This is a genomic window from Pantoea sp. C2G6 (genome assembly GCF_051336815.1).
In the GTDB taxonomy this organism is placed as follows: Bacteria; Pseudomonadota; Gammaproteobacteria; order Enterobacterales; family Enterobacteriaceae; genus Pantoea.
Genome location: NZ_JBGMNJ010000013.1, coordinates 1 through 25042, shown reverse-complemented (window position 1 = coordinate 25042; position 25042 = coordinate 1). Strand labels below are relative to the sequence as shown.

The 25042-nt window shown below is 58.8% G+C and carries 18 protein-coding genes and 1 riboswitch; of the genes, 11 read left to right on the top strand and 7 right to left on the bottom strand.

Annotated elements, in window-relative coordinates:
• The 5 genes from ACCW71_RS15910 to ACCW71_RS15890 all read left to right on the top strand — a co-directional run bounded on the left by ACCW71_RS15910 (nucleotide 1) and on the right by ACCW71_RS15890 (nucleotide 5185).
• Nucleotides 1–813: an alkaline phosphatase family protein gene (locus ACCW71_RS15910; protein WP_436373060.1), complete on the top strand. Its 813-nt coding sequence runs from the start codon at nucleotides 1–3 to the stop codon at nucleotides 811–813.
• The gene (locus ACCW71_RS15905) at nucleotides 810–1655 is read left to right on the top strand and encodes an ABC transporter permease (RefSeq protein ID WP_436373058.1); all 846 of its coding nucleotides are present in this window, start codon (nucleotides 810–812) and stop codon (nucleotides 1653–1655) included. Before ACCW71_RS15910 ends, ACCW71_RS15905 begins: the two co-directional genes overlap by 4 nt.
• A gap of 11 nt (nucleotides 1656–1666) precedes the next feature.
• Nucleotides 1667–2452, top strand: a complete 786-nt coding sequence (locus ACCW71_RS15900; protein WP_436373056.1) for an ABC transporter permease — start codon at nucleotides 1667–1669, stop codon at nucleotides 2450–2452.
• 2 nt (nucleotides 2453–2454) lie between these two features.
• Nucleotides 2455–3447, top strand: coding sequence for an ABC transporter ATP-binding protein (locus ACCW71_RS15895; protein ID WP_436373054.1), 993 nt, complete (start codon nucleotides 2455–2457; stop codon nucleotides 3445–3447).
• Nucleotides 3448–3559: 112 nt separating this feature from the next.
• Nucleotides 3560–5185 carry a Na/Pi cotransporter family protein gene (locus tag ACCW71_RS15890; protein ID WP_436373051.1) on the top strand — a complete coding sequence of 542 codons (1626 nt, stop codon included), beginning with the start codon at nucleotides 3560–3562 and terminating at the stop codon, nucleotides 5183–5185.
• Between the two features lie 63 nt (nucleotides 5186–5248).
• On the opposite strand, the gene panS is transcribed toward ACCW71_RS15890, so the two are convergent.
• The 3 genes from panS to lysC form a co-directional block, all read right to left on the bottom strand.
• On the bottom strand, nucleotides 5249–6166 hold the full coding sequence (gene panS, locus ACCW71_RS15885) for a ketopantoate/pantoate/pantothenate transporter PanS (protein WP_436373049.1): 918 nt from the start codon (nucleotides 6164–6166) through the stop codon (nucleotides 5249–5251).
• Between the two features lie 182 nt (nucleotides 6167–6348).
• Nucleotides 6349–7044: an aquaporin Z gene (aqpZ, locus tag ACCW71_RS15880; RefSeq protein ID WP_436373197.1), complete on the bottom strand. Its 696-nt coding sequence runs from the start codon at nucleotides 7042–7044 to the stop codon at nucleotides 6349–6351.
• Between the two features lie 235 nt (nucleotides 7045–7279).
• Complete coding sequence (gene lysC / locus ACCW71_RS15875; RefSeq protein WP_436373048.1) at nucleotides 7280–8632, bottom strand: lysine-sensitive aspartokinase 3; 1353 nt, start codon at nucleotides 8630–8632, stop codon at nucleotides 7280–7282.
• 116 nt (nucleotides 8633–8748) lie between these two features.
• Nucleotides 8749–8941: riboswitch (Lysine riboswitch) on the bottom strand.
• A gap of 392 nt (nucleotides 8942–9333) precedes the next feature.
• Between lysC and pgi the strand changes: the two genes are divergently transcribed.
• The 5 genes from pgi to ACCW71_RS15850 all read left to right on the top strand — a co-directional run bounded on the left by pgi (nucleotide 9334) and on the right by ACCW71_RS15850 (nucleotide 15464).
• Nucleotides 9334–10980 carry a glucose-6-phosphate isomerase gene (pgi, locus tag ACCW71_RS15870; protein WP_436373046.1) on the top strand — a complete coding sequence of 549 codons (1647 nt, stop codon included), beginning with the start codon at nucleotides 9334–9336 and terminating at the stop codon, nucleotides 10978–10980.
• Nucleotides 10981–11543: 563 nt separating this feature from the next.
• Nucleotides 11544–11792, top strand: coding sequence for an exopolysaccharide production protein YjbE (gene yjbE / locus ACCW71_RS15865; RefSeq protein ID WP_436373043.1), 249 nt, complete (start codon nucleotides 11544–11546; stop codon nucleotides 11790–11792).
• A gap of 194 nt (nucleotides 11793–11986) precedes the next feature.
• Nucleotides 11987–12634 carry a YjbF family lipoprotein gene (locus ACCW71_RS15860; RefSeq protein WP_436373040.1) on the top strand — a complete coding sequence of 216 codons (648 nt, stop codon included), beginning with the start codon at nucleotides 11987–11989 and terminating at the stop codon, nucleotides 12632–12634.
• Nucleotides 12631–13374, top strand: coding sequence for a capsule biosynthesis GfcC family protein (locus ACCW71_RS15855; protein ID WP_436373037.1), 744 nt, complete (start codon nucleotides 12631–12633; stop codon nucleotides 13372–13374). The genes ACCW71_RS15860 and ACCW71_RS15855 overlap by 4 nt, the downstream gene beginning before the upstream one ends.
• Nucleotides 13374–15464 carry a YjbH domain-containing protein gene (locus ACCW71_RS15850; RefSeq protein WP_436373035.1) on the top strand — a complete coding sequence of 697 codons (2091 nt, stop codon included), beginning with the start codon at nucleotides 13374–13376 and terminating at the stop codon, nucleotides 15462–15464. The genes ACCW71_RS15855 and ACCW71_RS15850 overlap by 1 nt, the downstream gene beginning before the upstream one ends.
• A gap of 32 nt (nucleotides 15465–15496) precedes the next feature.
• On the opposite strand, the gene metH is transcribed toward ACCW71_RS15850, so the two are convergent.
• Entirely contained in the window at nucleotides 15497–19180 is a 3684-nt protein-coding gene (metH, locus tag ACCW71_RS15845; RefSeq protein ID WP_436373033.1) for a methionine synthase, read from the bottom strand.
• 194 nt (nucleotides 19181–19374) lie between these two features.
• Between metH and iclR the strand changes: the two genes are divergently transcribed.
• Entirely contained in the window at nucleotides 19375–20202 is an 828-nt protein-coding gene (gene iclR / locus ACCW71_RS15840; protein ID WP_436373195.1) for a glyoxylate bypass operon transcriptional repressor IclR, read from the top strand.
• Here the strand turns inward: iclR and aceK are convergent.
• From aceK to aceB, 3 genes are read right to left on the bottom strand one after another with little or no spacing between them, the layout of a single operon-like run.
• Nucleotides 20177–21925, bottom strand: coding sequence for a bifunctional isocitrate dehydrogenase kinase/phosphatase (gene aceK, locus ACCW71_RS15835; RefSeq protein WP_436373031.1), 1749 nt, complete (start codon nucleotides 21923–21925; stop codon nucleotides 20177–20179). The genes iclR and aceK overlap by 26 nt on opposite strands.
• A 55-nt stretch (nucleotides 21926–21980) precedes the next feature.
• Nucleotides 21981–23282, bottom strand: coding sequence for an isocitrate lyase (gene aceA / locus ACCW71_RS15830; protein WP_436373029.1), 1302 nt, complete (start codon nucleotides 23280–23282; stop codon nucleotides 21981–21983).
• Nucleotides 23283–23299: 17 nt separating this feature from the next.
• Nucleotides 23300–24898: a malate synthase A gene (aceB, locus tag ACCW71_RS15825; protein WP_436373026.1), complete on the bottom strand. Its 1599-nt coding sequence runs from the start codon at nucleotides 24896–24898 to the stop codon at nucleotides 23300–23302.
• Between the last annotated feature and the right edge of the window lie 144 nt (nucleotides 24899–25042).

Sequence of the window (25042 nt, the reverse complement as noted above, 5' to 3'; positions counted from 1 at the left end):
ATGAAAACGATTCTGGTGGTGCTGGATGGGCTGAGCAATCAGGTGGCGCAACATGCAATGGGGTATCTGCATGCCGAATGTTCACAGGGCAACGGCTACTATTACCGGCTGACCTGTGAACTGCCCTCGCTGTCGCGTCCGCTCTATGAGTGCATTCTGACCGGCGTCACGCCGGTCAGAAGCGGGATTATTCACAATGGCGTCAGCCGCTTAAGCCGCGAGCGCAGCGTTTTTCACTATGCGCGCGCGGGCGGACTGAAGACCGCCGCAGCCGCCTACCACTGGGTCAGTGAACTCTATAACCGGACCCCGTTCCTTCCGGCGCGCGATCGTCACACTGACGCGCCGGCGCTGCCGATTCAGTATGGCCATTTTTACTCTGACGACAGCTATCCCGACTCCCATCTGTTTGAAGACGCAGAGAGTCTGCGGCTGCGTTACGATCCCGATTTCCTGCTGATCCACCCGATGAATATCGACGACGCCGGTCATAAATCGGGACTCTCTTCGCCGCAGTATCGTAACCGGGCGCGCATCGCCGACGGCCTGCTGTCGCAGTGGATGCCGCTGTGGCTGGCGGAGGGCTATCAGGTGGTGGTGACCGCCGATCACGGCATGAATGACGATCGCTCACATGGCGGAGTCCTGCCGGAGGAGACCACGGTGCCGCTGTTTGTTTTTGGCCGCGCCTTCTCGCTGCAACCCGACCTGGCGCCGCAGCAGACCGACCTGTGCGGTACTTTATGCGAGCTGCTGGAGGTGGCACACGACAAACCGGTCTGTCGCGGACTGCTGGCGGAGTCGCAGAGATGAAGGGAAAAGCGCTGGCGCTGCTGCTGTTGCTGCCTTTTACCCTGTTCTGGGTCGCCTTTCAGCTGGCACCGCTGCTGTGGATCGCCATCAACAGCTTCTGGAGCGAACTGAACAGCCAGTGGGGCTGGGATAACTATCTGGATATTCTCAGCTCGCCCTTTTATCAGCAGGCGTTTCGCTTTTCGCTGGACATCTCTTTCTGGTCAAGCGTTTACGGCTTACTGATTGCGCTGATCACCGGCTATTCGCTGCATCAGCTCGGCGGCGGGCGACTGCAACGCTTTCTGATCTCATTCACCAATATGACCAGCAACTTTGCCGGGGTGCCGCTGGCCTTTGCCTTTGTCATCCTGCTGGGGCTGAACGGCTGTCTGACGCTGCTGCTGCGCCATTATGGGGTGATAGAGAGCTTCCGGCTCTTCTCGCGTAACGGCATGGTGATGGTCTACACCTGGTTCCAGATCCCGCTGGGGGTACTGCTGCTCTATCCGGCATTCGACGGGCTGAAAAAAGAGTGGCAGGAGTCGGCGGCGCTGCTCGGTGCCAGCCGCTGGCGCTACGGCTGGCATGTTGCTCTGCCGATCCTCTTTCCGGCGCTGCTCGGCACCTTTGTGATCCTGCTGGCGAACGCGCTGGGTGCCTACGCCACCATTTATGCCCTGACCACCGGCAATTTTAACGTGGTGCCGGTGCGCATCGCCGCGCTGGTCTCCGGCGATATTTCGCTCGACCCCAACACCGGCAGCGCGCTGGCGATGCTGCTGGTGGCGATTATGGCGCTGATCACCCTGGTACAGCAGTATCTGGTGCGCCGCAGCTATCTCAATGCGAAACAGCCATGAAAGGAGCCAACATGTCACGCGCCGAGCGTCTCTATCACCGGGTGATGGTCGGGTTACTGTTCAGCCTGCTGGCGCTGCCGCTGGTGGCGACCCTGCTCTATGCGCTGTCATCCGACTGGAGCAATACCATTCTGCCGCAGGGCTATAGCCTGAAGTGGTTCATCCAGCTCTGGAGCGATGGCCGTTTCCTGACGGCGCTGGGCCATTCGCTGCTGATTTGCTTCGGCGCGCTGCTGTTCTCGCTGCTGCTGGTGCTGCCCGCCATGTTTGTAATCGCTTACTACTATCCCCGGCTCGATGCGGTGATGAACATCCTGATCCTGATGCCGTTCGCCGTGCCGCCGGTGGTCTCCTCGGTGGGATTACTGCAACTTTACTCGTCCTCACCGCTGATGCTGACCGGCACACCGTGGATCCTGATTGGCTGTTACTTTACCATCGCGCTGCCGTTTATCTATCGCGCGCTGGCTAACAATATGCAGTCGATCAACCTGAAAGAGCTGATCGATGCCGCGCAGCTGCTGGGTGCCAGCACCTGGCAGGCGGCGCTATGGGTGGTACTGCCCAACCTGCGCAAAGGGATGCTGATTGCGGTGCTGCTCTCGTTCTCTTTTCTGATCGGTGAGTTTGTCTTCGCTAACCTGCTGGTCGGCAACCGCTATGAGACGCTTCAGGTTTATCTCTTCAACATGCGCAACGGCAGCGGCCACTTCACCAGCGCGCTGGTGATCTCCTATTTCTTTGTGGTGCTGCTGGTCACCTGGCTGGCCAACGCCCTGAATCCCGAACGAGGTTAAGTATGAGTTACCTTGAGGTCAGACAGCTGAATAAGCGCTATGGACCCACCCCGATTTTTGAGCAGATCGACTTCAGCGCCGAACAGGGGGAATTTGTCACCCTGCTCGGCCCCAGCGGCTGCGGCAAATCAACGCTACTGCGCTGTCTGGCCGGGTTAACCGATGTCGACAGCGGTGAGATCAGAATCGAAGGCAGAGATATTGTGCCGCTGGCCCCGCAGAAGCGCGCCATCGGCATGGTGTTTCAGAGCTATGCGCTGTTTCCCAACATGACGGTGGAGAAGAACGTCGCGTTTGGCCTGAAGATGCAGAAGCTGCCAGAGGCGCAGATCCGTCAGCGGGTGCAGGAGGCGCTGGAGCTGGTGGAACTGAATGACTATGCACGCCGTTATCCGCATCAGCTTTCAGGCGGCCAGTGTCAGCGCGTGGCGCTGGCGCGATCGCTGGTGACACGTCCGCGCCTGCTGCTGCTGGATGAGCCGCTGTCGGCGCTGGACGCGCGCATTCGTCGCCATCTGCGCGATCAGATCCGCCATATTCAACGCGAGCTGAATCTTACCACCCTGTTTGTCACCCACGACCAGGAGGAGGCGCTGACCCTGTCAGATCGCATCGTGCTGATGAACCGGGGCAAAATTGTGCAGAACGGCGACGCGGAAGCGCTCTATACCCAGCCGGTCGATCTCTTCGCGGCGGGCTTTATCGGCAACTACAACCTGCTGAGCGCGGAACAGGCGACACAGTTAACCGGCCAGCCTTTTCACAGCCAGGTGGCGATCCGGCCTGAGTCGATGCAGTTCACTGAACCGGGCCAGGGGATTCCGGCGGAGATCCTCAGCCACAGCCTGCTGGGTAACGTGATCCGCTATCGCGTCCGGGCGCAGGGCGTCGAACTCTCTGTGGATGTGCTTAACCGTTCGGCGGCAGCTTTACATCCCGCTGGCAGGCAGATTGGTCTACAATTGGAGATGTCGACGTTGCGCCAGGTTGCTTAAAACACAGGAAAAAATCGCGCATTGTCCGGCAATCCCCCCTTCGCAGATTGCTCTCTCCATCAGGCTGGCACTCTGTGCTGCTTAAAGCCTGATGGTCGAGGAGCGCCATTCCGTGTTAACCCTGCTTAATCTACTCTCCGCCGTGGCCCTGCTGGTCTGGGGGACCCATATCGTGCGTACCGGCATCATGCGGGTCTACGGTGCCGATCTGCGCCGCGTGCTGAGCCGCAGCATTGAAAAAAAACCGATGGCCTTTCTGGCGGGTATCGGCGTCACGACGCTGGTGCAGAGCAGCAACGCCACCACCCTGCTGGTGACTTCATTCGTGGCGCAGAATCTGGTCAGCCTGACGCCCGCCCTGGTGGTGATTCTCGGCGCGGATGTCGGCACCGCGATTATGGCGCGTATCCTGACCTTTGATCTCTCCTGGCTCTCACCGCTGTTTATCTTCTTTGGCGTGGTGTTCTTTCTTAGCCGCAAACAGACGCGCGCCGGACAGTTAGGCCGCGCCAGTATCGGCCTGGGGCTGATCCTGCTGGCGCTGCAACTGATTGTTGAAGCCGCCCGCCCGATTACCCAGGCGGCGGGGGTACAGGTGCTCTTCTCCAGCCTGACCGGTGACGTGATGCTTGATGCGCTGATCGGCGCGGTGTTCGCCATTATCAGCTACTCTAGCCTGGCGGCGGTGCTCATCACCGCCACGCTCACCGCCACCGGAGTGATTTCGTTTAAGGTGGCGCTCTGCCTGGTGATTGGTGCCAATCTCGGTAGCGGCCTGCTGGCGATGATCAACGCCAGCGGCTCCAATGCGGCGGGCAAACGTGTCGCCCTCGGCAGCCTGCTGTTCAAGGTGATCGGCTGCGTGCTGATCCTGCCGTTTGTCGATTGGGTGGCACTGGGGTTGGATAAGCTGCCGGTTAACGATGAAGAGCTGGTGATTTTCTTTCACGTGTTTTACAACCTGGTGCGCTGCGTGGCGATGGTGCCCTTTGCCGACCCGATGGCGCGTCTCTGCCGCCGTCTGATCGCCGACGACGTTGATAACGCACTGCACCTGAAGCCGAAACATCTCGATCGCAGCGCGCTGGACACCCCGGCGCTGGCGCTGGTCAACGCCGCCCGTGAAGCGCTGCGTATGGGCGACGTGGTGGAGCAGATGCTGGAGGCGTTTAATAAAGTGGTGCGCGGCGAACCGCGCGAGGAGCGCACGGTGCGGCGGCTGGATGATGATGTGGATGTGCTCTATACCGCCATCAAACTCTATCTGGCGCGGATGCCTAAAGAGGATCTGCCCGAAGAGGATTCTCGCCGCTGGGGGGAGATCATTGAGATGTCGCTTAATCTGGAACAGGCCGGTGACATTATCGAGCGGATGAGTGGCGAGATCGCCGCTAAGTCGCTGGCGGCGGGCCGCGCCTTCTCCGCCGAGGGCTTAAAGGAGCTGGAAACCTTGCAGGAGCTGTTGATCGCCAACCTTCGCATGAGCCTGTCGGTGTTTCTGTCACACGATGTCACCAGCGCCAAACGTCTGCGCCGCGCTAAACATCGCTTCCGCCTGATGATTCGCCGCTACTCCCACGCCCATGTAGACCGCCTGCACCAGCAGAACGTGCAGAGCATTGAGACTAGTTCACTGCATCTGGGTCTGCTGGGTGACATGAAGCGTCTGAATTCGCTGTTCTGCGGCGTGGCCTATACCGTGCTGGAACAGCCTGATGATGAGCGTGATTATGAGTAACGCCGTGCCGCACCGGAGGATGATTCTCCGGTGCGGCAGGCGAGCGCGGGCGCGCCCGCGCTATTATTTTTTGTTAATCGGTTTACCCGACCAGTAACCGGCCAGCAGCGAGCCGGAGAGGTTGTGCCACACTGAGAACAGCGCGCCAGGCAGGGCCGCCAGCGGCGAGAAGTAGAGCTTGCCCAGCGTCGCCGCCAGACCGGAGTTTTGCATCCCGACCTCCAGCGCCAGGGTGCGGCAGGTGGACTCATCGAAACCAAACAGCTTACCGCCCCAGTAGCCACCGAGCAGGCCAATCGCGTTATGCAGCATCACCGCCGCGATCACCATCAGGCCGACCGATCCGATAAAGCTCTGACTGCCCGCCACCACCGCGCTGATGATCAGCAGAATGCAGACCATCGAAAACGCGGGCAGCCAGGGTTCGACCCGGCGCACCACGCTGTTCATGCTGTGATGAATAATCAGGCCGAGGGTAATCGGGATCACTACGATCTTTACAATGCTCAGCAGCATGCCCACCACATCCACCTGGATATGGGTGTCGACGTAGAGACGGGTTAACAGCGGCGTGGCGAACACCCCCACCAGCGCGGAGACTGAAGAGATGGTCACCGACAGCGCCACATCCCCTTTCGCCAGATAGATCATCACGTTACTGGCGGTGCCGCTGGCGACGCTGCCCACCAGGATCATACCTGCCGCCAGATCGGGCGGCATATGGAACAGTTTTGCCAGCCCCCAGGCGGCTAACGGCATCACCAGATAGTGCAGAAAGGTTCCGGCAATTACCGGCGCTGGCCGGGTCAGTACCCGCTTAAAATCACCGATATTCAGGGTCACGCCCATGCCAAACATAATCAGCATCAGCAGGTAACTTACCCACGGCCCGATGCCGAGAAACGTAGCGGGAGAATAGTAAGCGGCGACAGATAACAGCACGGCCCAGAGCGGGAACAGGCGAGTGAGGGTGGCGAGCATGGCCAGACTTCCTTATAAGAATGTGATGTTTAATGCAGATTTGCCCTGACAATACGCCACGCAGGAACGACTGCGCAGGCGAAGGCGGGATCATAACATTTCGTTATCACGACGTACGGGGAAGATGGCACCAGGCGGGAAAAGCGGATCGACTGCTGCCGATCCACCCTTTATTGACGAAATTACGCTGCTTTTTCCTCTAATCCGCGGTAGATCACACCACCAATCACCGCGCCGATGATCGGCATTAACCAGAACATCCACAGCTGAGAAATCGCCCAGTCGCCCTGGAACAGCGCCGCGGCGGTACTGCGCGCCGGGTTAACCGAGGTGTTAGTGACCGGAATGCTGATCAGGTGGATCAGGGTTAAGGCCAGACCAATCGCGATTGGCGCAAAGCCTTTTGGCGCGCGTTCGCTGGTTGCGCCCATGATGACAATCAGGAAGATGGCGCTCATCACCACTTCGGTGATCATTCCGGCCTGGAGGCTGAAGCCGCCCGGCGAGTGTGCGCCGTAGCCATTCGCCGCGAAACCGCTGGCGGCGGCGTTGAAGTCGCCTTTACCGCTGGCGATCAGATAAAGCACCGCACCGGCGGCAATGCCACCCACCAGTTGCGCGATGATGTAAGGAATGGCCTGCGAGGCGGAGAAACGTCCGCCTGCCACCAATCCCAGGGTGACCGCCGGGTTAAAGTGGCCGCCTGAGATATGACCGACCGCATATGCCATCACCAGGACGCTCAGTCCGAAAGCCAGGGCGACGCCCATAAAGCCAATGCCCAGTCCGGGGAATGCGGCGGAAAGCACGGCGCTACCGCAACCGCCAGCGACCAGCACAAAAGTGCCCAGCGCCTCTGCGACTAACCTTTTCATGATATTTCCTGTATTAGGGTGAATTGATTCAGCGGCGGGATTATAAATCTGCGCAAGGGGAGCGCAACGGAAGTGCACGAAATGCGCAAACAAAGGGGTGGTCATTTGGCAATGCATCAGGCTGATGCTTTGTTTTACAGTGGGTTACAGCAGAATTAACCTGGCGGGCGAGGCGGAGAAATGATGCGCTTTTAGCCAGGGTCAGGCCGCGCAGAGGCGGCCTGACCCTCATCAGCGCTTACTCAAACAGGTTGCGATGCAGGGTCTGTACCACGCTCTCCGCGTCGTTGCCTGGCACCAGGAAGCAGAGGTTGTAGCTGCTGGCACCGTAGCAGATCATGCGCAGGTTAAAGGGGTCGAGCACGCCGAACACCTCTTTCCCGACGCCGCAGGCTTTCGACAGCTGGTTGCCGATAATCGCCACCAGCGCCAGATCCTCCTCAACTTCCACCCGGCACAGCGAGGAGAGTTCGGTCAGCAGCGCCTGGGTCAGCAGGCTGGCACCGGTTGAGGTGGAGCCGGTGGTGTCGAGAGTCAGCGCCACGCTCACCTCGGAAGTGGTGATCAGATCCACCGAGACGCTGTGACGCGCCAGAATATTGAACAGCTCAGCGAGGAAACCAAAGGTATGCAGCATGTTGAGGCTGTGCAGTGTTAACAGCGTCTGCTTGCGGCGTAAGGCGAGCGCACGGAACAACGGCGGGTTACGGGTTTCGTTGCAGACGCGGGTGCCGCCTGCCGCCGGATCTTTACTGGAGCCGACGAACACCGGAATACCGCGGCGCACCGCGGGCAGCAGCGTCGCCGGATGCAGCACTTTCGCGCCGAAGGTCGCCATTTCAGCGGCTTCTTCAAAGGTGATCTCATCAATACGCTTCGCCGCAGGCACCACGCGCGGATCGGTGGTGTAGATGCCTGGCACATCGGTCCAGATATCGACCCGCGCCGCGTTGAGCGCTTCGCCCAGCAGCGCCGCGGTGTAATCACTGCCACCGCGACCTAAGGTTGTGGTGCGGCCTTCACTCTCGCTGCCGATAAAGCCCTGGGTAATCACCAGCGCCTGTTCAACCCGCGGCTGTAACTGCGCCGCCGCCTGCTCCGCCAGCACCTGCACGTCAGGTGTCGCCCGGCCAAAGCGGTCATCGGTGCGCATCACCTTGCGCACATCAAACCATTCCGCCGGCACCTGACGTTCACGCAGAATTTCAACGAACAGCAGCGACGACATCAGTTCGCCGTGACTGACCAGTTCATCGGTCAGCGCGTTGGAGGTGGCCAGCGAGGCGGCTTCAGAGAGCATGCTGATGTTGTCGAGCATCCGGTCGATCTCTTCGCGGATGACCTCAGGATGTTGCAGGCGATCGACAATGGCATACTGGATACGGCGAATATCATCCAGCAGTGCGGCGCGCTGCGTCGGCTGCTGACCTTCCGCCAGCGCAACCAGCAGATTGGTAATGCCCGCCGAGGCGGAAAGCACCACCAGGCGCGTGCTGGCATCCTGCAACACCACATCGGCGCTGCGGTTCATCGCTTCAAAATCGGCTACGCTGGTGCCGCCGAATTTTGCCACTATCAGAGTTTTAGACATGTAGAACCTCGTGTCAGGTTATCTTGTTCTCGCCGGTAAGAAAGGGGTCGAGAAACATTCTTTCAGCCAGGCACAAGGAAAGAGCAGAAACGGGCAGACAAGATCGGGTAGACGAGTCACCCAGAAGCGCCCCACCTTGCGAAACGTCGACTGCGGACGTTTCTGGTGACAACCCAGGGGATTCAGCCCCTGTAGCCGACAGGCAACACACCGCGTGCTGACCCACCTCGGCGTCGCTCCCCATCATGTGTTTTCACCGGATACGGTTCCTCCAACACACTGCCTGGGCGACGCGCCTCTTCTGGCTTGCGCACAGGTGCGCAAGTAGGCGCATACATTTAGCGGTTTCTGGCCCTGCTGTCAATCTCAGCGAGGCCACACCGGCGCATCAGAAAACAAATTGATCCACCTGGCAGCGGCTAAAGTGCTTAATGGGTTCAGCCTGTGCCGCCATCCCTGATTCGGCACAAGGTTTCGTGCGCCCTTTCCGGTCACACTGTGCTGCCTGCGTCTCAGCCGCGCGGTTAAGGCTTCGCGCCAGCCATTGCTGACCCGCAGAGATCATCGCGCCGGCCGCCAGTGGTTGAGCGCGCTGACAAAATTTTTCCTTTCAGTAGCAACTGTGGTCATACTGAAATGCTAAACGGGTACCCTGTGCCCCCGATGGAATGACGGTTCTTAATATCAACAAGAGTGTTGCCATGAAAAATATCAATCCGACACAAACCGCAGCCTGGAAAGCGCTGCAACAGCATTTTGAGCAGATGAAATCAGTGGAGATTGCCGATCTGTTCGCTCAGGATGCCGATCGTTTTGCCAAATTCTCTGCCACCTTTGATGATCAGATGCTGGTGGATTTCTCCAAAAACCGCATCACCCAGGAAACCCTCGATAAGTTACAGGCGCTGGCCAAAGAGACCGATCTCAGCGGTGCCATTAAGTCTATGTTCTCGGGTGAGAAGATTAACCGCACCGAAGATCGTGCGGTGCTGCACGTCGCGCTGCGTAATCGCAGCAACACGCCGATTCTGGTGGATGGCAAAGATGTGATGCCAGACGTCAACGCGGTGCTGGATAAGATGAAAGGCTTTTCCGAGCGCATTATCAGCGGTGAGTGGAAAGGCTATACCGGTAAAGCGATCACCGACGTGGTGAATATCGGTATCGGTGGTTCCGACCTCGGCCCGTTCATGGTGACGGAAGCGCTGCGCCCGTACAAAAACCATCTGAACATGCATTTTGTCTCCAACGTTGACGGCACCCACATCGCCGAAACGCTGAAAGATCTCAGCCCGGAAACCACCCTGTTCCTGGTGGCCTCCAAGACCTTCACCACCCAGGAGACCATGACCAACGCCCACAGCGCGCGCGACTGGTTCCTGAAAACCGCAGGCGATCAGCAGCATGTGGCGAAGCACTTTGCGGCGCTCTCCACCAACGCGAAAGCGGTGGGCGAATTCGGTATCGACACCAACAACATGTTTGAATTCTGGGACTGGGTCGGCGGTCGTTACTCACTCTGGTCAGCGATTGGCCTGTCGATCATCCTCTCCATCGGTTTCGATAACTTCGAGCAGCTGCTGAGCGGCGCCCATGCGATGGATCAGCATTTCGCCTCCACGCCGGCTGAACAGAACCTGCCGGTGCTGCTGGCGCTGATTGGCATCTGGTACAACAACTTCTTTGGTGCCGAAACCGAAGCGATTCTGCCGTATGACCAGTACATGCACCGTTTCGCCGCCTATTTCCAGCAGGGCAATATGGAGTCCAACGGTAAGTATGTTGATCGTGACGGCCATCCGGTGGATTACCAGACCGGTCCCATCATCTGGGGTGAGCCTGGCACCAACGGTCAGCATGCCTTTTATCAGCTGATCCATCAGGGCACCAAGCTGGTTCCGTGTGACTTTATCGCCCCGGCGATTACCCATAACGCGCTGGCGGATCACCACCCGAAACTGCTCTCAAACTTCTTTGCACAGACCGAAGCGCTGGCGTTTGGTAAGTCACGCGACGTGGTAGAGAAAGAGTTTACCGACGCCGGTAAATCAGCAGAATCGGTGGCGCATATCGTGCCGTTCAAGGTGTTTGAAGGTAACCGTCCGACCAACTCCATTCTGCTGCGTGAGATTACGCCTTACAGCCTGGGCGCGCTGATTGCCCTCTATGAGCACAAAATCTTCACTCAGGGCGCCATCCTGAATATTTTCACCTTCGATCAGTGGGGCGTGGAATTAGGCAAGCAGCTGGCAAACCGTATTCTGCCGGAACTGGAAAACGAAGAGGAAATTACCTCGCATGACAGTTCCACCAATGCCTTAATTAACCGCTATAAATCCTGGCGTTAATCGGCATTAAAATATCGGGCGGCTATTTTGCCGCCCTTTTTTGTCGCTTTTTCCCCCTGAAACGGCCCTTTATTCCCTGCCGCCATCTGCCTCAGACGGGATAATTCTTAAAATAAGCTAAGATAATTCTGAACATCACGTCCTCCGGCCCCGATTCATCCAGTATAAAATGGCCCTGAAAGGGGATAACTCTCATGGTTAGTGATTGATTCATAACTCTATTTAAATTTATCAATCCTGAGTAAATTCTGAATATTCTTATTCCGTACCAGATATAAATAAATAAGAGCTTTACGCTTTGCATCTGGCCTGCCAGCAGCGAAATATCTGGTATCAGCGCGAAATATTCCCATATAAAAAGTAGTTACCGCCAATCCGAATGATTAAATCACGCCATCAGCCCGTCAGAACCCCTGGTTTTTCCGCGGCTGAACTCTGGTATTTTGTTGCCCTATAATGAACGCGCCCGCAATGGGCCTGTCCGTCGTGCTGGCAGCGCGCTTCTGCACTGCCATTATCGCCGGTCAGAGATCCTTCATTCACTCAATGCAGGAAACGTTGTTATGAAAAAAACCAGGATTGCCGGTGCAGCCCTGATCTTCGCGGCCTTCTCTTCCAGTGCATTTGCTGCGCCGGAAGAAGCGGGTACCGCAGCAGGCGCGCAGGCGGGAGCAATCTCAGCCGGCACGTCGACCGCTGTCGGTATCGGCGCGCTGGGCGCGTTGGTAGGGCTCGGCATTGCCGCTTCTGGCGGTGGTGACGGTGCAAATACCGGAACAACAACCACAACCACGACGAGCACCACTCGTTGATGGCTGCCCGTAACGGGTCTGATTGCGGAGCGGCGGCCAACGGGCAGAGGCGGCCCCCCTCACTACGGTGAGTGGGGCCGCTGAGCCACGTAGCCTCTCTCTGTCGCCAGATCCAGCGGGCAGAGCACCTTTAAACATAACCACACGCCTGTGTGGTTATTTTTACTTTGGTTTGACTTATTCAGGGACACACAGTGCGCCAACTTCCTCTGCTGCTCGCTTGCCTGCTGCTACAGGCCTGTACACAAACGCAAAAAGGCCTTGAACAGACGCTGCTGCTCGCCGTTAACGGTCCTGACGACGTGACCGTCACCGATCAACAGGTCAGGGCTCTCCCCTACGCCAGTCTCTACGCCCGGATTAATAGTGGCCCGCGCATCTTTGTGGTGCTGGGCTACAACGAAAACGGTCAGCAGAAATGGGTGACTCAGGATCAGGCGATGCTGGTGACTCAGCATGGCCGCCTGGTTAAAACCCTGGGTTTACCGGACAACCTGCTGAGCGTCAGCAACCTGACACAGGACCCGCTGGCTGACAGCCTGCATCTGCGCGATGGTGCCAGCTGGACCCGTATCGTGCAGTGGACCGAACAGGATCAGGTGCGCGGCGCGACCCTGCGCTCCACCTTCCAGCGCGGCACCGATGAAGTGCTGACCGTGGCGGGCAACCGCATCCCCTGCCGCGTCTGGCATGAGCAGGTGAGTCTCGATAGCGGTCATCGCGAGTGGGAAAACACCTTCTGGATCGATAACAGCAGCGGCGATGTGGTGCAGGCCCATCAGATGCTGGCGGCGGATGCCTTCCCTGTTGAAACCACTATTCTGAAGCCGGCGAAATCATGAAAAAAATCACTTTTTTGCTGGCCGGGCTGAGCCTGTTCAGCACCGCAGGGGCGCAGGCGGCTGCGCAGGTTATCGTCCATGCACCGCATAACAGCGGCCAGGCGGAACTGAGTCAGGTGGCGGATCTGTCGCAACTGGTGACGCTGCCCGTTTTGCAGGCGCACACCGACTGGCGTCGTTCTTTTATTGCCGAGCGTGGTGCCAGCGCGGTGGCACAGCAGCAGTACCAGCAGACGCTGGGTGCGCTGCGCGCCTGGCGTGGTGACAGCAGCGGTGAGCTGGCCGCCACCATTGACGCGGTGATCCAGCAGCTGAGCGCGATGAAGGTTACCGGCCGCCAGTTTACTCCGCTCGACCCGGACTGGATCCGGCTGCATCCGGCTGATAACCGCCGCCTGGAGGGCAGCTATGACCTCTATCTGCAAGCGCCGTCTGACTCAGTGCTGCTGCTTGGCGCGCTGAGCGGCGCCGGCAAGGTGAGCTGGCAGCCGGGTCAATCGGTGCGTGACTATCTGGCGGATCACCCTTCACTCTCTGGCGCGGAACGCAACTTCGTCACGGTGATTTCTCCCACCGGCACCACCCGGCAGGTCCCGATCGCCTACTGGAATCATCGCCACGCGGAAGTGGAGCCTGGCAGCATTATCTGGCTCGGTTTTTCGTCATGGAGCCTGCCAGGCAACGATGAAGACCTGAATGATCGCATCCTCTCCGTTCTGACTCACCGGGTACCAGACTGATGAAAAAACGTTATCTCTTCAGCCTGTTGGCTGTTTCTGTGGCGGCAGCCTGTCAGGCGCAGGCTGAAACCTTTCCCGCGCCGGTGGGACCTTCACAATCCGATTTTGGTGGCGTGGGCCTGATGCAGGTGCCAACGGCGCGCATGGCCAGAGAGGGCGAGTTCAGCCTCAACGCGCGTGACAACGATCAGTACCGCTACTATTCCGCGTCGCTTCAGCTTTTCCCCTGGCTGGAGACCACCGTGCGTTATACCGACGTCCGCACCCGCCAGTACAGTGCAGTCTCGGAGTTCAGCGGAACCCAGAGCTACAAAGATAAAGCCTTCGACCTGAAACTGCGTCTGTGGCAGGAGGGCTTCTGGCTGCCGGAAGTGGCGCTGGGCACCCGCGATCTCGGCGGCACCGGCCTGTTCGACAGTGAATATCTGGTGGCGACCAAAGCCTGGGGGCCGTTTGACTTTACGCTGGGGCTCGGCTGGGGCTATCTCGGCAACAGCGGCACGCTGAAAAACCCCTTCTGCTCTTACAGCGACAGCTATTGCCAGCGTCCGCGGGTGGGCGAAGCGGGGTCAATCAACGGTTCACAGATGTTCCACGGTCCGACCGCGCTGTTTGGCGGCGTGGAGTATCAGACGCCGTGGCAGCCGCTGCGCCTTAAAATGGAGTATGAGGGCAACGACTATCAGAACGATTTCGCGGGCCGCCTTGAGCAGCGCAGCAAGCTCAACGTCGGAGCGATCTATCGTGTGACCGACTGGGCAGATATTAATGCCAGCTACGAACGCGGCAACACCTTTATGTTTGGCGTTACCCTGCGCACCAACTTTAACGATCTGCGCCAGTCACACATTGATAGCGAGAAGCCCGCCTATAATCCACAGCCGCAGCCTAAGTTGCTGGAGCCGACCGTGGTGGGCAACCAGCTTACCGATCTGAAGTACAATGCCGGTCTCGACGGCCCGCGTATTCAGACCAAAGGCCGGACGCTCTATGTCACCGGCGAGCAGACCAAATATCGTGACACCCAGGAAGGAGTCGATCGCGCTAACCGCATCATCATGAATCACCTGCCGGCGGACATCGACACCATCAATGTCACCGAGACACGCTTTAACATGCCGCAGGTCACCACTGAGACCCAGGTGGCCAGCCTGCGTAACGACCTGACAGGCTACCCGCTCGGCCATGAACAGCCGCTGCAACAGACCCGCAAAGAACCCGTCGATCCGGGGAATACTGAGCAGGGCATGTTTATCCGTAAAGATCGCCTGAACTACAGCCTGTCACCGGTGCTGAACCAGTCAGTGGGTGGCCCGGAAAGTTTCTATATGTACCAGGTCGGGGTGATGGGCAATGTCGACTACTGGCTGACCGATCATCTGCTGGTGGGCGGCAGTTTGTTTGGCAACCTCGCCAATAACTACGACAAGTTCAACTACAACGGCGCACCGGCTGACTCCTCGCTGCCGCGCGTGCGCACCCATATCCGCGACTACGTTGAGAACAATGTCTACGTCAACGATTTGCAGGCGAACTATATGGGCCATCTCGGTAATGGCTTCTATGGGCAGGTTTATGGCGGCTATCTGGAGACGATGTATGGCGGCGCGGGCGGCGAGCTGCTCTATCGTCCGGTTGACGCCAACTGGGCGGTGGGTGTGGATGCCAACTACGTCCGGCAGCGTGACTGGGACAACATGATGCAGTTTAACCGCTATAAAGCCGCAACCGGTAATCTGACCGGCTACTGGCGACCCTGGTTTATGCAGGATGTGCTGGTGAAAGCCAGCGTCGGTCAGTACCTGGCGAAAGATAAAGGCGTAACGGTGGATGTGTCGAAGCGCTTCGACAGCGGCGTAATGGTGGGTGTTTACGCCACCAAAACCAACGTGTCGTCTCAGGAGTATGGCGAAGGCGACTTCACCAAAGGCTTCTATATCTCTGTCCCGATGGATCTCTTCACCGTGACACCAACGCGCGGTCGCGCGCAGGTGAACTGGGTGCCGCTGACGCGGGATGGCGGTCAGATGCTGGGTCGTAAGTACCAGCTGTATGATCTGACGTCCGATCGCGACGCACGCTTTAACTAAGCAGTCAGGCGGCCTTCGGGCCGCCTTTTTATTTAGTCCGCATCGTAACCAAGATTCGGGGCCAGCCAGCGCTCCACTTCACTGACCGACATCCCTTTGCGTGCCGCATAATCTTCCACCTGGTCACGCTGGATCTGCGCCACGGCGAAGTAACGACTGTCAGGATGGCTGAAGTACCAGCCCGAGACTGACGCGCCCGGCCACATGGCAAAAGATTCGGTGAGTTTCATGCCGGTCTGCTTTTCCACATCCAGCAGGGTCCAGATGGTGGCTTTCTCAGTATGCTCCGGGCAGGCCGGATAACCGGGCGCTGGCCGGATCCCCTGATAATTCTCCCGAATCAGCTCCTCATTGCTGAGGTTCTCGTTAGGCGCGAAGCCCCAGATCACTTTACGCACCCGCTCATGCAGATATTCAGCGAAGGCTTCCGCCAGACGGTCCGCCAGCGCTTTCACCATGATCTTGTTGTAGTCATCATGCTGACGGTCATACGCCTCCGCCAGCGCATCCTCCTCCAGGCCACCGGTCACCGCGAAAGCCCCCAGATAATCGGGTTTTCCGGTTGATTTCGGGGCCACGAAATCGGCCAGGCAGTAGTTGGCGAAGTCGGTTTTCTCCGTCTGCTGACGTAAGTGATGACTCACACACAAGAGTTCCGTGCGGCGCTCATCGCGATAGATATGAATGTCATCACCGACCCGGTTGGCCGGGAAAATCCCGACCACGCCGCGCGGTTTCAGCAGCGCCTGCTGGCTCAGCCGGTCCAGCATCGCATTGGCATCGGCGAACAGCCGCTGCGCCTCTTCACCTACCACCTCATCTTCCAGGATGCGCGGATATTTGCCCGCCAGTGACCAGGTCATAAAGAACGGCGTCCAGTCGATGTAATTGCGCAGCGTTTCGATGCTGGCTTCCACCTGACTGACGCCGGGACGATGCGGCACCGGCGGGGTGTAGCTTTCCCAGTCGATCAGGGTGGCGTTATCGCGCGCCGCCTGCAACGAGACCGGCGGCGTACGCGGCTTTTTACGCGCATGCTGGATGCGCACGGTTTCATACTCTTTACGGGTGCGCGCCACAAAATCCTCTTTCAGGGTGGCGGAGAGCAGCGACGACACCACGCCCACGGTGCGGGACGCGTTCTGCACGTAAACCGTCGGTCCGCTGTAGTTCTGCTCAATCTTCACGGCGGTGTGCGCTTTCGAGGTGGTCGCGCCGCCAATCAGCAGCGGTAGCGTGAAGCCCTGACGCTCCATCTCTTTCGCCATATTGACCATCTCATCCAGCGACGGCGTAATCAGACCCGACAGGCCGATAATATCCGCATTCACTTCACGCGCCGTTTTCAGGATCTTCTCGCCCGGCACCATCACGCCGAGGTCGATAATTTCATAGTTATTGCACTGCAACACCACACCGACGATATTCTTGCCGATATCGTGTACGTCGCCTTTCACCGTGGCCAGCACGATTTTCCCGTTACTGCGCCCCGCCTCTTTGCTGGCTTCAATAAACGGCTCCAGATACGCCACCGCCTGCTTCATCACGCGCGCTGATTTCACCACCTGCGGCAGGAACATCTTACCTTCGCCGAACAGATCGCCAACCACGTTCATGCCGGACATCAGCGGGCCTTCAATCACCTCAATCGGCCGTGGTGCCTGCTGACGCGCCTCTTCGGTATCCTGCTCAATAAACTCCGTGATGCCCTTCACCAGCGAATATTCCAGCCGCTTTGCCACCTCCCAGCTGCGCCACTCCGCTAACTGTTTCTCCTGCGCGCCGTCGCTTTTGCCGCCACGGTATTTCTCCGCCAGATCCAGCAGCCGCTCAGTCGCGTCATCGCGGCGATTCAGAATGACATCTTCTACCGCGTGGCGCAGTTCAGCGGGCAGATCGTCATAAATCGCCAGCTGGCCCGCGTTGACGATGCCCATATCCATGCCGTTGCGGATAGCGTAATAGAGGAAAACCGCGTGGATCGCTTCCCGCACCGGGTCGTTGCCGCGAAACGAAAACGACACATTGGAGACGCCACCGGAGATCATCGCGTGCGGCAGTTCCCGCTTAATATCTTCGCAGGCACCAATGAAATCCATCGCGTAGTTGTTGTGTTCGTCGATACCGGTGGCGACCGCAAAAATATTGGGGTCGAAAATAATATCTTCCGGCGGGAAACCGACCTGTTCGGTGAGGATCTGGTAAGCGCGGCGGCAGATCTCAATTTTACGGGCGCGGGTATCCGCCTGACCCACCTCGTCAAACGCCATCACCACCATCGCCGCGCCGTAGCGACGCACCTGGCGCGCATGGTCGATAAAGGCGGCCTCCCCCTCTTTCATCGAAATCGAGTTGACGATCCCTTTGCCCTGAATGCATTGCAGCCCTTTTTCAATCACCTCCCACTTTGAGGAGTCGATCATGATCGGCACGCGGGCAATATCGGGTTCGCCAGCGATCAGGTTCAGGAAACGCACCATCGCCGCTTCGGCGTCGAGCATCCCCTCATCCATGTTAATATCGATAATCTGCGCGCCGCTCTCAACCTGCTGCAACGCCACTTCCAGCGCTTCGTTATATTTCTCTTCTTTAATCAGCCGCTTGAATTTTGCCGAGCCGGTGACGTTGGTACGCTCACCGACGTTAACAAACAGCGACTCCGCGCTGATATTGAGCGGCTCCAGGCCGGACAACCGACAGGCGACCGGCAGCACCGGTGGCTTACGGGGCGCAACGCCTTCCACCGCCGCGACCATCGCGGCAATATGCTGCGGCGTGGTGCCACAGCAGCCGCCAACAATATTCAGGAAACCCGCGGTCGCCCATTCGCCAATCTGCTGCGCCATCAGACCGGCATCCAGATCGTACTCACCAAAGGCATTGGGCAGACCGGCGTTGGGGTGGGCACTCACATAGCCTTCCGCGATGCGCGACAGCTCCGCCACATACTGACGCAGCTCATCCGGGCCCAGCGCGCAGTTAAGCCCAAAAGAGAGCGGCCTGGCGTGCCGCAGGGAGTTGTAAAAAGCTTCGGTGGTCTGGCCGGAGAGCGTGCGACCGGAGGCGTCGGTGATAGTGCCGGAGATCATCAGCGGCAGCGTCACGCCCAGCGCTTCCATCTCGGTCTGCACCGCGTAGATGGCGGCTTTGGCATTCAGCGTATCGAACACCGTTTCGATCATGATGATGTCGGACCCGCCCTCCACCAGCGCGCGGGTCGATTCGCGATACGCCTCCACCAGCTGATTAAAGGTGATGTTACGGTAAGCGGGATCGTTAACATCGGGTGAGATTGAACAGGTGCGGTTGGTCGGGCCGAGCACGCCCGCCACGAAACGGGGACGATCCGGCGTTTTTGCCGTCCACTCATCGGCGCAGGCGCGCGCCAGTCGGGCCGCCTCATAGTTGATCTCCGCCGATAGCCCTTCCATCTGGTAATCCGCCATGGCGATAGCGGTGGCATTAAAGGTGTTGGTTTCGAGAATATCCGCGCCGGCAGCCAGATAAGCGTGGTGGATCTCGCGGATCACCGCCGGTTTGCTCAGCACCAGCAGATCGTTATTGCCCTTAAGATCGCAGGGCCAATCCGCAAAACGGCTGCCGCGAAAATCCGCTTCATCCAGCTTATAACTCTGGATCATGGTGCCCATACCGCCATCCAGCACCATAATGCGTTGTGCGAGCTGCTGATGTAACACGTCGATTTTATTGCTCACTGTTGCCCCATTCACGTCAGTCTGCCGGCGGAAAACCCTGTCAGCCATTCTGGCACAAGCCTGTTAAGCGACAAAGCACCCTGAGCTGAGACATTTTCAGCTTAGCGATGGAGAGGTCTGACCAGAAAATCCGCCTTTGCAAATGGGCCAATAAAAACGAAAATGATTTCCACAATGAATAGGGAGAAACGATGATGGCGACGCCGGTCCCGGTTAAGCGCGGCAAGAAACCCCGTGGTACACCTGCTGCCGCGCCCGCGGGGGGTCAGGTTCAATCTCTCACCCGCGGTCTGACGCTGCTGGAGCTGATTGCGGATTCACACGGCAGCGTGGCGCTGACCGAACTGGCGCAGCAGGCGGGTTTACCCAACTCCACCACACACCGTCTGCTCACCACCATGCAGCAGCAGGGTTTTGTTCGTCAGGTAGGCGATCTCGGGCTCTGGACGATGGGGGCGCACGCCTTTGTGGTCGGCAGCAGCTTCCTGCAAAGCCGCAACCTGCTGGCGCTGGTGCATCCGGTGCTGCGCAGCCTGATGGAGCAGTCGGGCGAGACGGTCAATCTGGCGGTGCTGGATCTCAGCGACCATCAGGCGGTGATTATCGATCAGGTGCAGTGTACGCAGCTGATGCGGATGTCCGCCCCCATCGGCGGCAAACTGCCGATGCACGCCTCTGGCGCGGGCAAAGCGTTTCTGGCTCATCTGGGCGATGAGCAGGTGACCGCCCTGCTGCATCAGAAAGGATTGCATTACTACACCCCGAAAACCCTGATGTCGCCGCAGAGTCTGAAAGAGAATCTGGCTCAGGTGCGCAAAGCGGGCTTTTCCTTCGATGATGAGGAGCATGCGCTCGGCTTGCGCTGTGTCGCCGCGCCCATCTATGACGAACATGGCGAAGCCTTTGCCGCGCTCTCCATCTCCGGTCCGATCGCCCGCATGACCGACAACCGCATTACCGAATTAGGCGCGCTGGTGATCCGGGAAGCGCGTCAGGTTACGCTGGCGTACAGCGGTCGTTAACGGCGTCTGGCGCGTAGCGGACGCAGAAGCGTTGCGTCTGCCGCCAGGCGATCACCTCTTCCACATGCCCCTGGGCAATGCGCTGCTGCTGCGCGCGCCACCAGCGCGGATCAAATATCTCCGGGTGCAGTTGCAGCAGTAACGCGCCGGTCGCCGCTTCACTGCATAACGCATGGCGGAAGGTTTCCGGGAAGACATCATCCGGCCCGACGCTGTACCAGGGTTCGGCGCTCAGCTCATCCTCCTCATAACGCGCAACCGGCACCTCACGGAAGTTCAGCTCCTGCATCGGGCGGATCTCATCGTAATCGTAAAAAATTACCCGGCCATGACGGGTAATACCGAAGTTTTTAAACAGCATGTCACCCGGAAAGATATTGGCCGCCGCCAGCTGTCTGATGGCGTTGCCATACTCCTCAATCGCGTGACGGCGCTCAGTGGCGCTGGCCTGCGCCAGATAGAGGTTGAGCGGCTGCATACGGCGCTCCAGCCACAGATGCCGGATGATCAGCCGGTCGCCCTCGATCCGCAACTTCTCTGCCGCGCAGGCGTGAAGTTCCGCCAGCAGCGCCGGGGAGATGCGCGCCAGCGGCAGCGCGAATTGTTCAAACTCCTGGGTGTCCGCCATCCGCCCCACGCGATCGTGCTCTTTGACCTGTAGGTAGCAGGCGCGAACCTGCGCTTCTGTCACCTCTTTTTGCGGCGCGAAGCGATCTTTGATCACCTTAAACACCCGATCGAAACCCGGCAGCGTAAAGACCAGCATCACCATGCCGCGCACGCCGGGTGCGATCTCAAAGGTTGCCTCACTCTCTGCCAGCGCCTGAAGATATTCGCGATAGCTTTCGGTTTTTCCATGCTTCTGGCAGCCAATCGCCATATAGCGTTCCGCCAGGGTTTTGCCGGGCAGAATCGGTTGCAGCCACGCCACCAGCGCCGCAGGAACGGGCGCAAACACCATAAAGCAGGCGCGAGCGAAGCCAAACACAATGCTGGCGTCATTGACATCGGTCAGACAGGTATCGATCCACAGTTCCCCGCTTTCGCTGCGCTGAATCGGCAGTAAACAGGGCGAGATACCCTCCGGCAGATGCAGCCGCGCCACCAGCCAGGCGGTTTTATTGCGATAAAAGAGTTCACTGCTGACGTCGAGCCAGCCCTGCTCCAGCCGGGGAAAATGCGACCGCAGGTGACGGACAATCCAGCCCGCGTCGCGGGCGCGATCCTGCCACGGCAGGGTCAAGGGCAGATCGCTCAGCAGCTGCTCGACCAGCGCCAGCCAGCCGTGCCGGGGGTGATACCGACGCGACAGCGGACGCAAAGGGGTAAGTGGCGCCGAGGCTGGCTGTGAACTGAAGATAAACAGCCGTTCCGGTTGCAGATCGGCATGGCCATGTAACCGGCAGTAGACCGAGTTAAAAAAGCTCTCCGCAATTTCCGGGCGTGGATAGCCGGGCAGCAGGCTTGCATAGTGGCCCTTTACCCGCAGCCAGAACGCCTGATCCCAGCTCGCGGCACCGTTCAGCACCCGCAGCTGATCGGCGACCAGCGTGACATGGTGATCATAAAGATGAATCCGTGCCTTCATGGCGTGCTGTACCGCCTGCCACTCCGCCTGTTCAAAACGCTGCTGTGCGCCGGCGGTGATGTCGAGAAAGCGGCCATACTGGGCATCCGAGCCCTGCAAAATAGTCTGGGCAATCAGGGATTCGCGTGGCGGCATAATCGGCTCCGGTAAATCCCCGCCGCGCGGGGGCGGGCGGGGAATCAGTCACGACTCAGAACTGATGCTCTTCGGTTGAACCGGTCAGCGCCGTCACCGACGACTTACCGCCCTGGATGATATTCGTCACCTGATCGAAATAACCGGTGCCGACCTCCTGCTGGTGTGATGAAAAACTGTAACCGCGATCGCGGGCGGCAAATTCAGGCTGCTGAACCTTTTCCACATAGTGACGCATCCCTTCCCCCTGCGCATAGGCGTGGGCCAGATCGAACATGTTGAACCACATGCTGTGAATGCCCGCCAGCGTGATGAACTGGAAGCGATAGCCCATGTCGCTGAGCGCCTGCTGAAAGGTCGCGATAGTGCTGTCGTCGAGGTTCTTTTTCCAGTTGAACGACGGCGAACAGTTGTAGGCCAGCAGCTTGCCAGGGAAGCGTTCATGAATGGCATCGGCAAAGCGCTGCGCCATCGCCAGATCCGGCGTCGACGTTTCACACCACAGGATGTCAGCATAAGGCGCATAGGCCAGCCCGCGGCTGATCGCCTGCTCAATGCCCGCATGGGTGCGGAAGAAGCCTTCTGCGGTCCGCTCATCCCGGATAAAGGGGCGATCGTACTCATCGCAGTCTGAGGTGATCAGGTCAGCGGCATCGGCATCGGTGCGCGCCAGCAGTACGGTGGGGACTCCCATCACGTCCGCCGCCAGCCGCGCCGCCACCAGTTTCTGAATCGCCTCCTGCGTCGGCACCAGCACTTTGCCACCCATATGACCGCATTTTTTTACCGCAGCCAGCTGATCTTCAAAGTGCACCGCCGCGGCACCGGCTTCGATCATCGCTTTCATCAGCTCAAACGCATTGAGCACGCCGCCAAAACCCGCTTCCGCATCGGCGACAATCGGCAGGAAGAAATCGGTGTAGCGACTGTCACCCGCTTCGATCCCGCCCGACCACTGGATCTGATCGGCACGCTGGAAGGTCTGATTAATGCGCGTCACCACCTCCGGCACCGAGTTAACCGGATAGAGCGACTGATCGGGATACATCTGGCCGGCAACGTTGGCGTCAGCGGCTACCTGCCAACCAGAGAGATAGATCGCCTCGATGCCCGCTTTGGCCTGCTGCAACGCCTGTCCGCCGCTCAGCGCGCCGAGGCTGTTGATATAACCCTTCTTCGCCTCGCCGTTAAGCAGCCGCCATAATTTCTCCGCGCCGCGCTGGGCCAGCGTGCAGGCGGGCACCACTGAGCCACGCAGGTTCACCACCTCTGCTGCGCTATAGGGGCGAGTAATGCCCTGCCAGCGTGGTGTCTGCCAGAGTTGTTCCAGTTGCTCGATTTGTTGAGTACGTGTCATGGCAATGTCTCCGTGAGTCAGGGGATCAGGCGATAGCCCGGCAGGGTGAGAAATGAGACCAGCTCGCGCTCGGTGGTGATCTGCGCCATCAGCCGCGCCGCTTCGTCGTAACGACCGGCGCTGAATCGGGCATCACCCAGGCTGTTTTGCAGCAGATGCAGCTCTTCGTTGAGCCAGCGCAGAAAGAGTTCCGCCGTGACCAGCTGGCCGCTGCTCAGCGTCTGCTGATGATGGATCCACTGCCAGATGGAGGTGCGGGCAATCTCAGCGGTGGCGGCATCCTCCATCAGGCCATCAATCGGGACACAGCCATTGCCGCTGATCCAGGCCTCAAGGTATTGCAGCGCGACACGGATGTTGGCGCGCATACCCGCTTCAGTACGTTCACCCTGGCACGGCGCCAGCAGCTGCTCCGCCGTGATCGGCGCATCCTCCTCGCGTGTCACCGCCAGCTGATTAGGCCGGTCGCCTAATACGGCATCAAAGACCGCCATCGCGGTATCCGCCAGGCCGGGATGCGCAATCCAGGTACCATCATGTCCATTACCTGCTTCACGCTGCTTGTCTTCTGTTACCCGTTGCAGCACCCAGGCGTTGCGCGTCGGATCCTTAGCGGGGATGAGTGCTGACATCCCACCCATCGCGAATGCTCCCCGGCGATGACAGGTTTTGATCAGCAGCCGGGAGTAGGCATCCAGGAACGGCTGAGACATGGTGACAGCCTGGCGATCCGGCAGTACCCGATCCGCATGCTGCTTCAGCGTTTTGATATAGCTGAAGATATAATCCCAGCGGCCACAGTTGAGACCGACAATGTGATCGCGCAGATTCCACAGGATCTCATCCATCTGAAATACGGCGGGTAAGGTTTCAATCAAAACCGTGGCTTTGATGGTGCCACGCGGCAGATCGAAATGATCCTCGCTGAAACTGAAGATCTGCCGCCACCAGGCGATCTCCTGCCAGCTTTCGGTTTTCGGCAGGTAGAAGTATGGCCCGCTGCCTTTGGCCAGTAACGGCCGGACGTTGTGGAAGAAATAGAGCGCAAAATCAAACAGGCCGCCGGGAATCGCGTTGCCCTGCCAGCTGACATGCTTTTCTGCCAGGTGAAGCCCGCGCACCCGGCACATCAGCACCGCGGGATCGGCACGCAGCTGATAAATTTTGCCGGTGTCGCTGGTGTAACTCAGCGTGCCCTGTACCGCTTCCCGCAGCGTTAACTGGCCCTCAATCAGCTTCGACCATTCCGGCGACAGTGAATCTTCAAAGTCCGCCATAAACACCTTCACGTTCGCGTTCAGCGCGTTGATCACCATTTTGCGATCGGGCGGCCCGGTAATTTCGACGCGGCGATCCCTTAAATCAGCCGGAATCGGCCGGATCTGCCACTCGCTTGCTCTTATGGAAGCCGTTTCCATATCGAAGTCTGGCAACTGGCCCTGGTCATAAAGCTGCTGGCGCTGTTGACGAGCCGACAGCAACGCCTCGCGCTGCGGGGCGAACCGTGTAACCAGCGCCTCCAGGAATGCAATCGCCTCGGGAGTCAGCAGCTGCTGCTCCGCCTGGCTAAAGGGCTGGCTGAAAGTCAGGGTATGGCTGATCACTGAATCTGTCATGCTGGCGCTCTCCTGTATTCAAAGGATCGAATGCAGCGGATCCACAAGTTGTCTATTTCCTGAGCTACAGGATCAGAGCATAAGCATTTATTTTTCTAAATCAAAAACTATTTCCATTTTAATCAATAAAGATGACTATCACTC

Coding starts and splice junctions, on each gene's coding strand:
- ACCW71_RS15910 (WP_436373060.1), top strand. CDS start 1: ATGAAAACGATTCTGGTGGTGCTGGATGGGCTGAGCAATCAGGTGGCG.
- ACCW71_RS15905 (WP_436373058.1), top strand. CDS start 810: ATGAAGGGAAAAGCGCTGGCGCTGCTGCTGTTGCTGCCTTTTACCCTG.
- ACCW71_RS15900 (WP_436373056.1), top strand. CDS start 1,667: ATGTCACGCGCCGAGCGTCTCTATCACCGGGTGATGGTCGGGTTACTG.
- ACCW71_RS15895 (WP_436373054.1), top strand. CDS start 2,455: ATGAGTTACCTTGAGGTCAGACAGCTGAATAAGCGCTATGGACCCACC.
- panS (WP_436373049.1), bottom strand. CDS start 6,166: ATGCTCGCCACCCTCACTCGCCTGTTCCCGCTCTGGGCCGTGCTGTTA.
- lysC (WP_436373048.1), bottom strand. CDS start 8,632: ATGTCTAAAACTCTGATAGTGGCAAAATTCGGCGGCACCAGCGTAGCC.
- pgi (WP_436373046.1), top strand. CDS start 9,334: ATGAAAAATATCAATCCGACACAAACCGCAGCCTGGAAAGCGCTGCAA.
- yjbE (WP_436373043.1), top strand. CDS start 11,544: ATGAAAAAAACCAGGATTGCCGGTGCAGCCCTGATCTTCGCGGCCTTC.
- ACCW71_RS15855 (WP_436373037.1), top strand. CDS start 12,631: ATGAAAAAAATCACTTTTTTGCTGGCCGGGCTGAGCCTGTTCAGCACC.
- ACCW71_RS15850 (WP_436373035.1), top strand. CDS start 13,374: ATGAAAAAACGTTATCTCTTCAGCCTGTTGGCTGTTTCTGTGGCGGCA.
- iclR (WP_436373195.1), top strand. CDS start 19,375: ATGGCGACGCCGGTCCCGGTTAAGCGCGGCAAGAAACCCCGTGGTACA.
- aceK (WP_436373031.1), bottom strand. CDS start 21,925: ATGCCGCCACGCGAATCCCTGATTGCCCAGACTATTTTGCAGGGCTCG.
- aceA (WP_436373029.1), bottom strand. CDS start 23,282: ATGACACGTACTCAACAAATCGAGCAACTGGAACAACTCTGGCAGACA.
- aceB (WP_436373026.1), bottom strand. CDS start 24,898: ATGACAGATTCAGTGATCAGCCATACCCTGACTTTCAGCCAGCCCTTT.